Annotated in this window: 14 protein-coding genes and 2 pseudogenes; 14 read left to right on the top strand and 2 right to left on the bottom strand. The window is 72.8% G+C overall.

Going from position 1 to position 13,648, the window contains the following annotated elements:
• Window positions 1–183: 183 nt before the first annotated feature.
• From ACQUSR_RS00835 to ACQUSR_RS00825, 3 genes and pseudogenes are all read left to right on the top strand, one after another.
• Entirely contained in the window at window positions 184–498 is a 315-nt protein-coding gene (locus tag ACQUSR_RS00835) for an ArsR/SmtB family transcription factor (protein WP_431040566.1), read from the top strand.
• Window positions 499–578: 80 nt separating this feature from the next.
• On the top strand, window positions 579–1,328 hold the full coding sequence (locus ACQUSR_RS00830; protein WP_431047307.1) for an aquaporin: 750 nt from the start codon (window positions 579–581) through the stop codon (window positions 1,326–1,328).
• A pseudogene (locus ACQUSR_RS00825) lies at window positions 1,325–1,516 on the top strand (FAD-dependent oxidoreductase); the annotation flags it as partial. The gene ACQUSR_RS00830 and the pseudogene ACQUSR_RS00825, both read left to right, overlap by 4 nt.
• Before the next feature lie 115 nt (window positions 1,517–1,631).
• Here ACQUSR_RS00825 and ACQUSR_RS00820 read toward each other — a convergent pair.
• Together ACQUSR_RS00820 and ACQUSR_RS00815 are read right to left on the bottom strand one after the other, a co-directional pair.
• Window positions 1,632–2,141 (bottom strand): GNAT family N-acetyltransferase, encoded by a 510-nt coding sequence (locus tag ACQUSR_RS00820; protein ID WP_431047305.1) that lies wholly within the window; start codon window positions 2,139–2,141, stop codon window positions 1,632–1,634.
• Window positions 2,142–2,177: 36 nt separating this feature from the next.
• A complete protein-coding gene (locus ACQUSR_RS00815; RefSeq protein ID WP_431040565.1) occupies window positions 2,178–2,543 on the bottom strand; it encodes an ArsR/SmtB family transcription factor in 366 nt (121 codons plus the stop codon).
• A gap of 42 nt (window positions 2,544–2,585) precedes the next feature.
• Here ACQUSR_RS00815 and ACQUSR_RS00810 point away from each other — a divergent pair.
• The 11 genes and pseudogenes from ACQUSR_RS00810 to ACQUSR_RS00760 form a co-directional block, all read left to right on the top strand.
• Window positions 2,586–3,844: pseudogene (locus ACQUSR_RS00810) on the top strand (FAD-dependent oxidoreductase); the annotation flags it as partial.
• Between the two features lie 525 nt (window positions 3,845–4,369).
• A complete protein-coding gene (locus tag ACQUSR_RS00805) occupies window positions 4,370–5,161 on the top strand; it encodes a 2,3-dihydro-2,3-dihydroxybenzoate dehydrogenase (protein ID WP_431040564.1) in 792 nt (263 codons plus the stop codon).
• Between the two features lie 16 nt (window positions 5,162–5,177).
• A complete protein-coding gene (locus tag ACQUSR_RS00800) occupies window positions 5,178–6,374 on the top strand; it encodes an isochorismate synthase (protein WP_431040563.1) in 1,197 nt (398 codons plus the stop codon).
• A complete protein-coding gene (locus tag ACQUSR_RS00795) occupies window positions 6,371–7,978 on the top strand; it encodes a (2,3-dihydroxybenzoyl)adenylate synthase (protein ID WP_431040562.1) in 1,608 nt (535 codons plus the stop codon). Before ACQUSR_RS00800 ends, ACQUSR_RS00795 begins: the two co-directional genes overlap by 4 nt.
• Window positions 7,979–7,983: 5 nt before the next feature.
• Entirely contained in the window at window positions 7,984–8,652 is a 669-nt protein-coding gene (locus ACQUSR_RS00790; protein ID WP_431047303.1) for an isochorismatase family protein, read from the top strand.
• Window positions 8,649–8,888: a phosphopantetheine-binding protein gene (locus ACQUSR_RS00785; protein ID WP_431040561.1), complete on the top strand. Its 240-nt coding sequence runs from the start codon at window positions 8,649–8,651 to the stop codon at window positions 8,886–8,888. The genes ACQUSR_RS00790 and ACQUSR_RS00785 overlap by 4 nt, the downstream gene beginning before the upstream one ends.
• Entirely contained in the window at window positions 8,885–9,736 is an 852-nt protein-coding gene (locus ACQUSR_RS00780; RefSeq protein ID WP_431040560.1) for a siderophore-interacting protein, read from the top strand. Before ACQUSR_RS00785 ends, ACQUSR_RS00780 begins: the two co-directional genes overlap by 4 nt.
• 126 nt (window positions 9,737–9,862) lie before the next feature.
• Window positions 9,863–10,855 carry an ABC transporter substrate-binding protein gene (locus tag ACQUSR_RS00775; RefSeq protein WP_431040559.1) on the top strand — a complete coding sequence of 331 codons (993 nt, stop codon included), beginning with the start codon at window positions 9,863–9,865 and terminating at the stop codon, window positions 10,853–10,855.
• Window positions 10,852–11,874 carry a FecCD family ABC transporter permease gene (locus ACQUSR_RS00770; RefSeq protein WP_431040558.1) on the top strand — a complete coding sequence of 341 codons (1,023 nt, stop codon included), beginning with the start codon at window positions 10,852–10,854 and terminating at the stop codon, window positions 11,872–11,874. The genes ACQUSR_RS00775 and ACQUSR_RS00770 overlap by 4 nt, the downstream gene beginning before the upstream one ends.
• The gene (locus ACQUSR_RS00765) at window positions 11,871–12,866 is read left to right on the top strand and encodes a FecCD family ABC transporter permease (protein WP_431040557.1); all 996 of its coding nucleotides are present in this window, start codon (window positions 11,871–11,873) and stop codon (window positions 12,864–12,866) included. The genes ACQUSR_RS00770 and ACQUSR_RS00765 overlap by 4 nt, the downstream gene beginning before the upstream one ends.
• On the top strand, window positions 12,863–13,648 hold the full coding sequence (locus ACQUSR_RS00760; protein WP_431040556.1) for an ABC transporter ATP-binding protein: 786 nt from the start codon (window positions 12,863–12,865) through the stop codon (window positions 13,646–13,648). Before ACQUSR_RS00765 ends, ACQUSR_RS00760 begins: the two co-directional genes overlap by 4 nt.

The following is a 13,648-nucleotide window of genomic DNA, read 5'->3' as shown; positions in this document are numbered from 1 at the left end:
TCGCGAGCGCGTCCAGACGCTCCCGGCACCTCCCCGTCGCCGGGCTGGGGGAGGGCGACACCGGGGAAGAGGCGCTGGTCGGGCAGAGCGGGGGACGGGGATGCGGACACGAGAACCCTCCACGGGGCCCAAAAGATCAGCCCAGGCTGGTATCAGTTCGGGGTGATGTGAGATTATCAGCACATGATGACGTCAGTCGACACTGACCTGATTCGGGTGCTGGCCGACCCGCTCAGGCTCCAGATCGTGACCCTGCTCGCGCGCGAGACGCTCTGCACCACGCACCTGGTCGAGGAGACCGGCGCGAAGCAGACCAACCTCTCCAACCACCTGCGGGTGCTGCGCGAGGCGGGCGTGGTCGAGACCGAGCCGTGCGGACGCTTCACCTACTACAAGCTGCGCCCGGACGTCATCGCCTCCCTCGCCGGTCAGTTCGCCGACCTCGCGGAGACCGCGCGCGCCACCGCCGAGGCGAACCTCAAGCGGTCCTGCCCCTGATCACCTGCGCGCCGCCGCGACTGCACCAAGGAGTCCCGTTGACCGCCCCCGAGGCCGCCTTCCCCGAGGCCACCCCGCAGATGGCCATATCCGCCACCGACCCCCAGCCCGCATCCGCGGACACCGCGCCCCCGCTGGTCGCCCGGGCGGCCGCCGAGCTCGTCGGCACCGCCGCCCTGGTCGCGGTGGTGGTCGGCTCCGGCATCCAGGCCACCGAGCTGACCCAGGACGTCGGCCTCCAGTTGCTGGCCAACTGCCTGGCCACCGTCTTCGGGCTCGGCGTCCTGATCACCCTGCTCGGCCCGGTCTCCGGTGCGCACTTCAACCCGGCCGTGACGCTGGCCGAGTGGTGGACCGCCCGCCGCAGCGGCGGCTCCGGGGTCACCCTCCGCGAGACGGCCGTCTACATCCCTGCCCAGATCGCGGGTGCTATCGCGGGCGCCGTGCTGGCCGACGCGATGTTCGGCGAGCCGCTGGTGAAGTGGTCCACACACGACCGATCCGACGGGCGTCTGCTGCTGGGTGAGGTCGTGGCCACCGCCGGGCTGATCCTGCTGATCTTCGGCCTCGCGCGCACCGACCGCCTGCGCTTCGCGCCCGTGGCCGTCGCCTCGTACATCGGCGCCGCGTACTGGTTCACCTCCTCCACCTCCTTCGCCAACCCCGCCGTGACGGTTGGCCGGGCGTTCACCGACACCTTCGCGGGCATTGCCCCCGCCTCGGTCTCCGGCTTCATCGGCGCCCAACTCGCGGGCGCCGTGGTGGGGCTCGCCCTGGTGGCGGTCATCTTCATGAACGGCAAGACCGACAGCGGGCTGCCCGCCGCATGACTCAGAGGGCGGATGCGGTGGTGATCGGCGGCGGCCAGGCCGGGCTCGCCGCCGGTTACCACCTGCGCCGCTTGGGCGTGGACTTCGTCATCCTCGACGCGCAGTCCACACCAGGCAGCGCCTGGCAGCGCACCTGGGACTCCCTGCGCCTGTTCTCCCCGGCTGCCCACTCCTCGCTGCCGGGCAGATAGGGGTCGCCGCCTTCGCCGCCGTCCTATCTCCGGCCGCTGCCTTCACCTACCTCACCGCGTGGATGCTGCCGGCGCTGGCCGGTCTGCTCTCCACGGCCCCCGCCGGTAGCAGTCAGTCGATCACCTGGCTGCGGCGCTCGACCAGGACGACATCGCGCCAGCGGCCGTGGTGGCGGCCGATGCGCTCACGGGTGCCGATGATCCGGAACCCGGCCCGCTCGTGGACGGCGAGGCTGGCGGCGTTCTCAGGGAAGATCCCGGATTGGATGGTCCAGATCCCGGCCGCCTCGGTGGAGTCGATCAGCGCTTTCAGGAGCGCGGAGGCGATTCCTCGGCCGCGGGCGTCGGGGTGGACGTAGACCGAGTGCTCGACCACGCCGGCGTAGGCGCAGCGGTCGGAGACCTTGGTGGCCGCGACCCAGCCGAGCACGGCTCCGTCGGCGTCGAGGGCGGCGAAGCGATGCTCGGGCAGCTTGGCCGAGTCGAAGACGTCCCAGGTCGGGGCGGCCGTCTCGAAGGTGGCGTTGCCCTCGACGATGCCCGCCTGGTAGATCGTCAGGACCTCGGCGGCGTGCTCGGCGGTCAGCGGCACGATCACCGCACTCGTCGGATCGGCGTGGATGGACACGGCTGTACTCCCCCTCGTGGCTGTGGACGCTCAGGCTGCGGCTGCGGTGGTCAGGAGTTGCCCCATCGCGGCGAGCACCGACGGCTCGACCCGGTAGTACACCCACGTCCCGCGCCGTTCGGAGGTCAGCAGCCCGGCTTCCTTGAGCTTCTTCAGGTGGTGGGAGACCGTCGGCTGGGAGCCGCCGACGTCGGAGATGTCGCACACGCACGCCTCGCCGCCCTCATGCGAGGCCACCAGCGAGAACAGCCGCAGCCGGACCGGATCGCCGAGCGCCTTGAACATCTTCGCCGTCCGCTCCGCCTCCTCCGCGCTCAGCGGGCGCTCGGTCAGCGGCGGGCAGCACGGCACGGCCGCCTCGGACTCCAGCAGCGGCAGGACCTCGGCATTCGACATGCATCTATGTTGACACATGTCGAATCAGCGCACTCAGGGTGCGTCGTCCTGGAGGCCGGGCCGTCCGCGGGCACCGCGGTGCGCGAGTGGAGCCATGTGCGGCTGTTCTCCCCCTGGTCCGAGGTCACCGACCCCGCCGCCGAGAAGCTCCTCGCCCCTACTGGCTGGACCCGGCCCGACGGCGCCGGCTACCCCTCCGGCGCTGACTGGGTCGAGCGCTACCTCCAGCCACTGGCCGAGGTACTGGGCGAGCGGGTCCGCTTCGGCGCGCGGGTGACCGGTGTCTCCCGCGCCGGGCGCGACCGCGTCGTCGACGCCGGACGCGACGAGCAGCCCTTCACCGTCCACATCGTCACAGCCGACGGCCGCGAGGAGCGGATCCGCGCCCGTGCCGTCATCGATGCCTCCGGCACCTGGTCCACCCCCAACCCGCTCGGCGGCGACGGACTGCCCGCACTCGGCGAGCACGCCGCCGCCGACCGCATCTCCTACCGGGTGCCCGACCTCAAGGACCCTGCGGTCCGGGCACGTTACGCCGGGAAGCGCACCGCCGTCGTCGGCACCGGCGCCTCCGCCTTCACCGCGCTCGCCTACCTCGCCGACCTGGCCAAGGAGGCTCCCGGTACGCACGCGGTGTGGATCCTGCGCCGCTCCATCGGCGCCAACACCTTCGGCGGCGGCGAGGCCGACCAGCTCCCCGCCCGCGGCGCGCTCGGCCTGCGCGCCAAGGCCGCTGTGGAGGCCGGACACGCCACCGCCGCCACCGGATTCCGTACCGAGGCAGTGGAGCGGGAGGACGGACGGTTGGCTTTGGTGGCCGAGGACGGCCGCCTCTCGATCCGGTCGACGAGGTCGTCGTCCTCACCGGCTTCCGTCCCGACCTGTCCTCCCTCGCCGAGCTCCGCCTCGGCCTGGACGAGCGGCTCCAGGCTCCGGTCGAGCTGGCCCCCCTGATCGACCCCAACGTCCACTCCTGCGGCACCGTCTACCCCCACGGTGTCAAGGAGCTCTCCCACCCGGAGAAAGACGTCCACCTGGTCGGTATGAAGAGCTACGGCCGGGCGCCGACCTTCCTGGCGATGACCGGCTACGAGCAGGTCCGCTCCATCGCCGCCGCCCTCGCCGGCGACCACGAGGCCGCCGACCGTGTGGAGCTGACCCTGCCGGAGACCGGAGTGTGCGGAGGCGCCGGCCTGTTCGACGACCCCGAAGCGGACCAGGCGGCCGGCGGCGGTTGCTGCGCGGCTCCCACCACCCTGCGGATCGGCGTGGGAGCCCCCGCTTCCACCGGCGGCTGCTGAACCGCTGTGACCGCCCTTCAGCCCGAGGCCGCGACCGGAACGGGGGACCGGTCGCGGCCCCGCGCTGCCCTTCCCGTCCTGTGCCTGACTCAGATCACTGCGTGTTGCTGCCGACGCTGGAGTGCGGCGTCTCCCTGGATGATCCCCAGGTCGGGCGACCTGTGTCCAAGATCCGGACAACGGCCCACCCTCGGCGGCACCCCATGTGACCTCTTCTCCGGCGCTGGGAAGCGCGAGGCCCCCCGCTCCCACTGCTGAAGAACGCCGGCCCGGCGCGGCCGCAGCCCACGGCCAGCGAGGGCCGGGCTGGCAGTGTGGCCAGGTCAGGTCGTCAAGTGCACCGCCGTGTTCCGCTTGAGGTCGATCGCACGGGGCAGCGCGCCGATATGACGCAGAGGCATGTGGCACAGAATCAGATGACAGGGAGTCATGTGATGTGAAATCACGCAGCACGTAGATCGCTTGCACACACCCCACATCGTTAATTAGGTTAGCCTTACCTAGGAAAATGGGGGAGGGGAGAGCATGCCGACTTGGAATGCGGGGGGCGCGGGCTCGGTCGCCCTGGTTACCGGGGCGGCCAGAGGGATCGGCGCGGCCGTGGTCGACGGACTGGTCCGCGAGGGCGCCACCGTCGCCGCCGTCGACATCGACGCGGACGGTCTGGCGGATCTCGCGGACCGCTCACACGGGCGGGTCGTGCCCTTCACCGCCGACGTGGCAGACGCTTCCGCGGTCGCCGACGTCGTCGACAGGACCGAGCGCGACATCGGACCGATCGGCATCGGGGTGTCTGTGGCGGGCATTCTGCGGCCGGGACCGCTGTGCGAGACCACGGACGAGGACTGGGCGGACACCTTCTCGGTGAACACCACCGGGGTGTTCGTCGTCCTGCGCGAACTGGCCCGCCGGATGGTGCCCCGCGGGCGCGGCTCGCTGGTGACCGTCACGTCCAACGCCGCGGGCGTGCCGCGCACGGGTATGGGCGCGTACGCCGCGTCCAAAGCCGCGGCCACCATGCTCACCCGCTGCCTCGGGCTCGAGGTGGCCCGTCACGGCATCCGGTGCAACGTGGTCTCGCCCGGCTCGACCGACACCCCGATGCAGCGTCAGCTGTGGACAGACGAGACGGAGGGGGCCGATCTCGCGAGGGTGATCGCGGGTACCCCCGAGCAGTACCGGGTGGGCATTCCGCTGGGTCGCATCGCCGACCCCGCTGACATCGCCGACGCCGTGCTGTTCCTGGTCTCCGACCGCGCCCGGCACATCACCATGCAGAACCTGTTCGTCGACGGCGGCGCGACCCTGCGCGCCTGAGAAAGGAATCGCTGACGTGTCCATACCCGCGCTGGTGCGCCCCAGACCCGTGTACCGAGCGGCCGACCTGCTGGCCGCCTACCTGCCCGGCTCGTTCTACTTCTCCTCTCCAGGGGGGACGCTCCTCGCTGACGGCGTGCACGCTCGGGTCCGGCCCGAGGGCGGGGAGCAGGCCCTGGCCGCGGCCAAGGCGCTCCGTGCGGCCGCGGCGGCGGGGGTGTCCGAGCCCGTGGTCGCCGGGGCGGTCGGGTTCCGCCCCGAGGCGGAGGCGGGCCTGGTGGTGCCCGCCGTGGTGCGGCGTGCGGGCGCCCCCGCGGGCGTGCGGGCCCCCGACGCCGAGTCCGGGACGGCCTGGACGGTTGACCCGCGCCCCGAGCCCGCGGACTACGCCGACGGCGTCCGCCGGGCACTGGAGCTGATCGACCGTGGCGACCTGCGCAAGGTCGTGCTGGCCCGCTGCCTGGAGCTGACCGCCGACGCCCCTGTGTGGGTGCCCGCGTTGCTGGCCCGGCTGGTGCGGGCGGACCCGGCAGCGTACGCCTTCGCCGCCGATGTCACCGCGCCCGGCGACTCCGCCCCGCGCACGCTGGTCGGGGCCAGTCCCGAGCTGCTGGTGTCCCGGCGCGGCGCGACCGTGGTGGCCAACCCGCTGGCCGGGTCGGCCCCCCGGTCGGGCGACGAGGCGCTCGACCGCGAGCGGGTCGCGCGGCTGCGTGACTCGGCCAAGGACCTCGGCGAACACGCCCACACCACCGCGCAGGTGGCCGAGGTACTCGGCCGGTTCTGCGTCGACCTGGAGGTGCCCGCACAGCCCGAGGTGATCGGCACGCCGACGATGTGGCACCTGTCCACCCGGATCACCGGACGGCTGGCGGACCCGACCGACCCTGCCTGCTCGGCGCTGGGGCTGGCCGAGGCGCTGCACCCGACCCCCGCGGTATGCGGCGTGCCCGAGGCCGGGGCACTCGCGGCCATCGCGGACCTGGAACCGGAGGACCGCGGCTACTACGCGGGGATGGTCGGCTGGACCGGTCTCGACGGCGACGGCGAGTGGGCGGTGACGATCCGCAGCGCCGAGGTGTGCGACCGGACGGTCCGCCTATTCGCCGGGGCCGGGATCGTCGCGGGCTCGGACCCCGCGGCCGAACTGGCCGAGACCAGCGCGAAGTTCCGTACGCTGCTGCGTGCCCTCGGCCTGGAGGATGTGGCGTGACCGCGGACCACGTGCCCTGGCCGTCGGAGGTCGCCGCGCGCTACCGGGCCGCGGGCCACTGGCGCGGACAGACCTTCGGAGCGCTGCTGACGTCGCTGGCCACCGCGTACGCCGACCGGACCGCCGTCGTGGGCGGGGACAGCCGGTGGACCTTCGCCGAGCTGGACGAGCGGGCACACCGGATCGCGGCGGGCTTGGTGGAGTCCGGGCTCGCGCCCGGCGACCGGGTCGTGCTGCAACTGCCCAACATCCCGGAGTTCCTGCCGGTGGTGTTCGGCATGTGGCGTGCGGGCGTGCTGCCGGTGTTCGCACTGCCCGCGCATCGGCACAGCGAGTTGCGGCACTTCGCCGCGCACAGCGAGGCCGCCGCCATCGTCACCGTCGGCGAGCACGAGCGACACGATCACGCGGCGACCGCCCGTGCCGTCGCGGCCGAAGTGGACTCCGTACGGCGGGTTCTGGTGGTCGGGTCGGAGGAGTTCGACGGGCTGGCCGCGACGGCACCGCGCGAGCTGCCCGACCCTGACCCGGAGGGCGTGGCGTTCCTTCAGCTCTCCGGTGGGAGCACCGGGTTGCCGAAGCTGATCCCGCGCACCCACGACGACTACCTCTACAGCGTCCGCGAGAGCGCCCGGATCTGCGCGCTGCGCCCGGACAGCGTCTACCTGGCCACGCTGCCCGTGTCGCACAACTATCCGCTCAGCTCGCCGGGGGTGCTGGGCGCGCTGTACGCGGGCGCGGCCACGGTCATGGCGCCGCGGCCGGACGCGGACACCGCGTTCCGGCTGATCGAAGCCGAGGGGGTCACGATCACCGGGGTGGTGCCGCCGCTGGCCGCCGCGTGGGTGCAGGCCGCGGCCCGCACCGACCGCGATCTGTCCTCTCTGGAGGTGCTGCTGGTCGGCGGGGCCAAGTGCGGGCGCGAGTTGGCCGAGCGGATCGGCCCCGCGCTGGGCTGCCGGCTGCAGCAGGTCTTCGGGATGGCGGAGGGTCTGGTCTGCTACACCCGCCTGGACGACCCCGAGGAGATCGTGCTCGGCACCCAGGGCCGCCCCATCTCGCCCGACGACGAGATCCGCGTCGTCGACCCGGACACCGACGCCGACGTGGCGCCGGGGGAGACGGGTGCGCTGCTGACCCGCGGTCCCTACACGATCCGCGGCTACTACCGGGCCGAGGAGCACAACACCACCGCGTTCACCCCGGACGGCTTCTACCGGACCGGCGACCTGGTGCGGCGCACGCCCTCCGGGCAGCTGGAAGTCGTCGGCCGGGCCAAGGAGCAGATCAACCGGGGCGGGGAGAAGGTCGCGGCCGAGGAGGTCGAGAACCATCTGATGGCCCATCCGGGGGTGCTCGACGCCGCCGTCGTCGCGGTGCCCGACCCGTACCTCGGCGAGCGGACCTGCGCCTATGTCGTGCCCGCCGTGGGCGCGTCGCCCACCGGGCGGGAGCTGCGCGCGTTCGTGCGCGAGCGCGGGGTGGCCGCGTTCAAGGTGCCGGACCTGGTGCAGGTCGTCGAGCAGTTCCCGGTGACCGGCGTCGGCAAGACCAGCAAGCGCGAGCTGAGGGCGGCGCTGGCCGCGCTCGCGACGAAGGAGTGATGAGTGTGTCCCTGCCCGAGATCCGGCCCTATCCGCTGCCCGCGGCCGCCGAGCTGCCCGCGGGGCGGGTCGGATGGCGGCCTGATCCGGCCCGCGCGGCCCTGCTGGTCCACGACATGCAGCGCTACTTCCTGGCGCCGTACGCCGGGGCGCCGGTGCCCGAGATGACCGCGAACATCGCGCGGCTGACCGAGCTCGCCCGTGAGCGGGGGATTCCGGTCTTCTACACGGCGCAGCCAGGCAGGCAGGACGCCGCGGACCGCGGGCTGCTCACCGAGTTCTGGGGCGACGGCATCGGCGCGGTGATCGACTCCGACCCGAAGGCCGTGGACATCGTCGCCGCGCTCGCCCCGGCCGAGGCCGACACCGTACTGGTCAAGTGGCGCTACAGCGCGTTCCAGCGCAGCACGTTCGCCGAGCAGCTGGCCGCGCTGGGCCGTGACCAACTGCTGATCACCGGCGTCTACGCGCACATCGGCTGCCAGGCCACCGCTGTGGAGGCGTTCATGCGCGACGTCCAGCCGTTCCTGGTAGCCGACGCAGTCGCCGACTTCTCCCGCGAACGCCACGACCAGGCGTGCGAGTACGTCGCCCAGCGCTGCGGCGTCGTGACCACCACCGCCGACGCGCTGACCGCGCTGTCGGAGCCGATCCCCGCAGGAGCCACCCGATGAACCAGCCCCTGTCGCCCGAGCGTATCCGCGCCGACGTCGCGGAGCTGCTGGACTGCGACCCCGCCGAGATCGCGCCCGAGGAGGACCTGGTCAACCTCGGCCTGGACTCGGTGCGGATCATGACCCTGGTCGAGCGCTGGCGCGCCGACGGGGCGACCACACTGGAGTTCCCCGACCTGGCGGAGCGGCCCGAACTGGCGCACTGGACGGCGCTGCTGACCGGTGGGACCGCATGACCCGGGTGGACCACCGGCACCGGCACCTGGACCGGATCGCGGAGGTCCGGGTCGGCCGCCACGCCGAGAAGGTGGGCTACCCGATCCGCATCCGGGAGACCGAGGTCGTGCGCACCGCCATGGTCGGCGCCGGCCTGCTGCGGGTGACCCTGGGCGGGCCGGGAGTCGAGGGGTTCGAGGCCCACTCGCCGGATGAGCACGTGAAACTGATCTTCCCGGAGCCGGACGGCTCGCTGCGTCTGCCCGAGCCGAACGGGACGATGCTGCGCTGGCCGCGGCCGGCGCCCACCTCGCGGGAGTACACCGTGCGCCGCTACGACCCGGTCGCGGGCGAGATCGATATCGATATCGCTCCGCACGACGGCGGCCTCGCGTCGGACTGGGCGAGTGCGGTCCAGCCGGGCGCCGTTGTGCACGTCGCCGGGCCGCCCGGCGGGCTGATCGTCCCGCACGCCTACGACCGCTACCTGCTCGCGGGCGACATCACGGCGCTGCCCGCGATCGCGCGCTGGCTGGAGGAGCTGCCCAGGGGCGCTAAGGGCTGGGCGTTCGTCGAGGTCGCGGACGCCGCCCAGGAGATCGAGCTGGCCGCGCCCGAGGGCGTCGAGGTGCGCTGGCTGCACCGCGGAGACCGCCCGGCGGGCACCGGCGACGCGCTGGCACGGGCCGTCACCGTGGTGACCGTGCCCGAGGGCGAGCGGGTGTACGTGTGGGCCGCGGGCGAGGCGGGGCAGATCAAGCCGCTGCGTCGCTGGGTCCGCGACGAGTTGCGGCTGGAGAAGGCCGACCACGACATCACCGGCTACTGGAAGCGCGGCGTCGCCGACTTCGACGACGACGACCACTGACCGCCCGGCGGGCCGGCCGGGGACAGACGCCGTACCCCTGCCCGGTCACCCCACCCCAAAGGCCGTCAAGCCTTGGCTGAGCAACGCCGTCAAGCCTCAAAAGCATTGAGTATCAAGGAGCTTCGCATGTTCATACGTAGATCGTCGGGCCTGGTCGGTGCCCTGGCCCTCGCCCTGGCCCTGACCGGGTGCGGGTCGGGGGGCGGGGCGGACGCCTCCGCGAAGGGCAAGACCCGGGTGTTCGCCGCGGACAACGGCAAGATCACCATCCCCGCCGACCCCAAGCGCGTGGTGGCCACCGGCTATGCCGTGCCCGCCCTGATCGAGGCCGACGCGCCGCTGGTCGGGATCTCGTCATGGAAGCGCGGGGAGCCGATGATGAGCAAGGAGGACCTGGCCACCTACAAGAAGCTCCCCAAGGTGGCGGGCGAGCAGGCGGCCGAGACCAACTACGAGGCCGTCGCCGAAGCCGACCCCGACCTGATCGTCATCGGCGTGCCCGCCCCGGTGCTCGGCGACATCGACGTCAAGCGGCTGGAGTCCATCGCCCCGGTCGTGGCGATCGGCCCGACCGCGCCGTCCGCGTGGCGCGAGCTGTCCCACAAGCAGGCCGACGCCGCCGGCGCGCTCAAGCAGTTCGACGCCACGCAGGCCGAGTACAAGGCCAAGGCCGCCAAGCTGGCCAAGAAGTACAAGGCGGTGCTGCCCCAGCTCAAGCTGGGCCACATCGGCTCGTACGGCGAGGTCGCCAAGGGCACCTTCCAGCGCGAGTTCGGCGGTTCGTGGGGCACCAACGTCGCCGAGGACGTCGGCGCGAAGTACTACGGCAAGGTCAAGGAGTCCGGCCCCGGCTCGCGCTCGGTCAGCGAGTACCCGTCCATCGAGGAGCTCCCGGCCTCGCTCCGCGAGGCGGACGCCATCACCTACTCGGTCAAGGCCGACGGCAGCGTCCCCGAGGCGGTGCAGTACGCCATGGACTCGAAGCTGTGGAAGAACCTGCCCGCCGTCAAGGCCGGGAAGACCTTCCCGATCCGCTACACCGAGGCCGCGACCTACGGGCAGGCCATGCAGACCCTGGACGCGATCGACAAGTCGTTCGCGCCGCTGCTGAAGCGGTGACCGTCGCAGGCCGCGCGTCCGAGGCGGCGGGAACCAGGCGGGCCGTGTCCCAGGTCGGCCTGCTCGTCGGCGGACTGGTCCTGCTGGCGGCGGTCGCCGTGCTCAGCATCGGCGTCGGCGCCCGCTCGATCCCGCCCGCCGAGGTCGTGCGCGCGCTGCTGGACTTCCAGGGCACCGACGACCACGTGATCGTGCGGGACGTCCGGGCGCCCCGCGCGCTGCTGGCCATCGCGGTGGGCGCCGCGCTGGCGGTGGCGGGCGCGCTGATCCAGACGCTGGCCCGCAACCCGCTGGCCGAGCCCGGCATCCTCGGGGTCACCGCGGGCGCCGGGTTCGCCATCACCCTCGGCTCGGGGCTCGGCCTGGCCGCCGGGCAGGCGGGCGAGCTGGGCTGCGCGATCGTCGGCTCGGTGCTCGCGGCGCTGCTGGTCGCCGCGGTCGGGCGACTCTCGCCGCTGCGCCTGGTGCTCACCGGCGTGGCCCTGACCGCGGTGCTGAGCGGCGTCGCGATGGGCATGCGGCTGATGCACCCGGACCTCTTCGACGCGTACCGGTTCTGGTCGGTCGGGTCGCTGGCGGCCCGCGAACAGGCACCGCTGGCCCTGCCGCTGACCGCGATCGGGGTGTCCCTGCTCGGCGCGCTGCTGCTGAGCCGGGCGCTCAACGCCCTGGCGCTGGGCGAGAGCGTGGCGCACACGCTGGGTGCGGGCGTGGCCCGGGTACGGGCCGCCGCGCTGGTGCTGATCACCGTGCTCAGCGGGGCGGCGACGGCGGTGGCCGGGCCGATCCTGTTCGTCGGGCTGATCGTGCCGCACCTGGCCCGCAGGCCCGCGGCGGGCTCGGTGCCGTGGCTGATGCTCTACACGATGGTGCTGGGTCCGATCCTGCTGCTGGTCGCCGACATCGGGTCGCGGGTGCTGCTGCCCACCGGCGAGGTGCCGGTGGCCATCGTGACCGCGTTTCTCGGCGGCCCCATGCTGATCTGGGCCGTCCGCCGCTACGGGGCGGGATCGCTGTGAACGCGCTCGGACTGCGGGCCGAACGCCGCACGGTGGTGCTCGTCGCGGTGTTGGTCGCCCTGGTGCTGGGCCTGGGCCTGCTCGGGCTGTGCTACGGCGCGACCTGGTCCACCCCCGGCGAGGTGTTCGCCGTACTGACCGGGGCCAAGCCCTCCGTGGTCATCTGGGACTGGCGGCTGCCGCGGGTGCTGGCCGCCCTGGTCTTCGGCGCCGCGCTCGGTGTGGCCGGGGCGGTCTTCCAGAACCTCACCCGCAACCCGATGGGCAGCCCGGACGTCATCGGCCTCGACGCCGGCGCCTACACCGGCGCCCTGGTCGCCATCACCGTGCTGTCGGGCACATCCGCGCAACTGGCCGCCGGCTCGGTGCTCGGCGGGCTGGTCGTCGCGGCCATGATCTACCTGCTGTCGTTCGACCGGGGCTTCTCCGGGCTGCGGCTGGTGGTGATCGGCATCGCGGTCAACGCGATGGTGACCGCGATCAACTCATGGATCGTGCTGCGCGCCGAGCTGGAGGTGGCGATCGCCGCGGTCGGCTGGAGCGCGGGCTCACTCAACGGCGTGGGCTGGGACGACCTGGGGATTCCGTTCTCGGTGATCGCCGTGCTGCTGACCCTGATGGCCACGCGGGCGCACGCCATGCACCAGGCATCGCTCGGCGACGCGATCGCGGTGACCACCGGGGTCGGACTCGACCGGCTGCGGCTGCTGATGGTGCTGGTCGGCGTCGGCTGCACGGCCACGGTGACCGCGGTCGCCGGGCCGATCGCGTTCATCGCCCTGGCCGCCCCCCAGATCGGCCGCAGGCTCGCCGGCGCGGCCGGAGTGCCGCTGCTCCCGGCCGCGCTGACCGGGGCGGTGCTGCTCCAAGGCGCCGATCTGCTCGCCCAGATGCTGCTGGCGCCCGTCGCGCTGCCGGTGGGCGTGGTGAGCACCGCGATCGGCGGTTGCTACCTGATCTGGCTGCTGACCAAGGAGGTGAGGCGAGCATGACCGCACGCCTGACCGCGCGGGAGATCACCCTGCGCTACGGAGACCGGGTGGTGTCCACACGGCTGAGCCTCGACGTCCCCGACGGCGCGTTCACCGCCATCGTGGGGCCCAACGGCTGTGGGAAGTCGACCCTGCTGCGCGCGTTCGTCCGGCTGCTGCGCCCCGACAGCGGGCACGTGGAGCTCGACGGCCGCGAGGTCGGCGGCTACCCGGCCAAGGCCCTGGCCAAGCAGCTCGGCTTCCTGCCGCAGGACCCGCAGGCCCCCGACGACATCAAGGTCCGTCAACTCGTGGGCCGGGGACGGTTCCCGTACCAGTCGCTCCTCGCCCTGTGGTCGAAGGAAGACGAGGAGGCCGTCACCGGCGCGATGGCCGCCGCGGGTGTCACCGAGCTGGCGGACCGGCCGGTGCAGGAGCTGTCCGGCGGACAGCGGCAGCGGGTGTGGATGGCCATGGTGCTCGCCCAGGAGACGCCCTACCTGCTGCTCGACGAACCGACGTCGTTCCTGGACATCACCCACCAGTACCAACTGCTCGGCCTGCTGGCCACGTTGCGCGACCAGGGCCGCACGGTCATCGCCGTCCTGCACGACATCAACCAGGCCTGCCGGTTCGCCGACCATCTGGTCGCCATGAAGGACGGCCGGGTGGTCGCCGAGGGCGATCCCACGGACATCGTGGACGCCGGGCTGATCAAGGACGTCTTCGACCTGCCGAGCGTCATCATCCCCGACCCGGTGACGGACACGCCGATGGTCGTCCCCACCCTGCAAGGAGAGTGA

Origin of the sequence: Streptomyces sp. P1-3 (assembly GCF_050613155.1) — a bacterium.
Taxonomy (GTDB): Bacteria; Actinomycetota; Actinomycetes; order Streptomycetales; family Streptomycetaceae; genus Streptomyces.
Note: the sequence above shows the minus strand (reverse complement) of the source record. Positions and strands in the feature narration are given on the sequence as shown.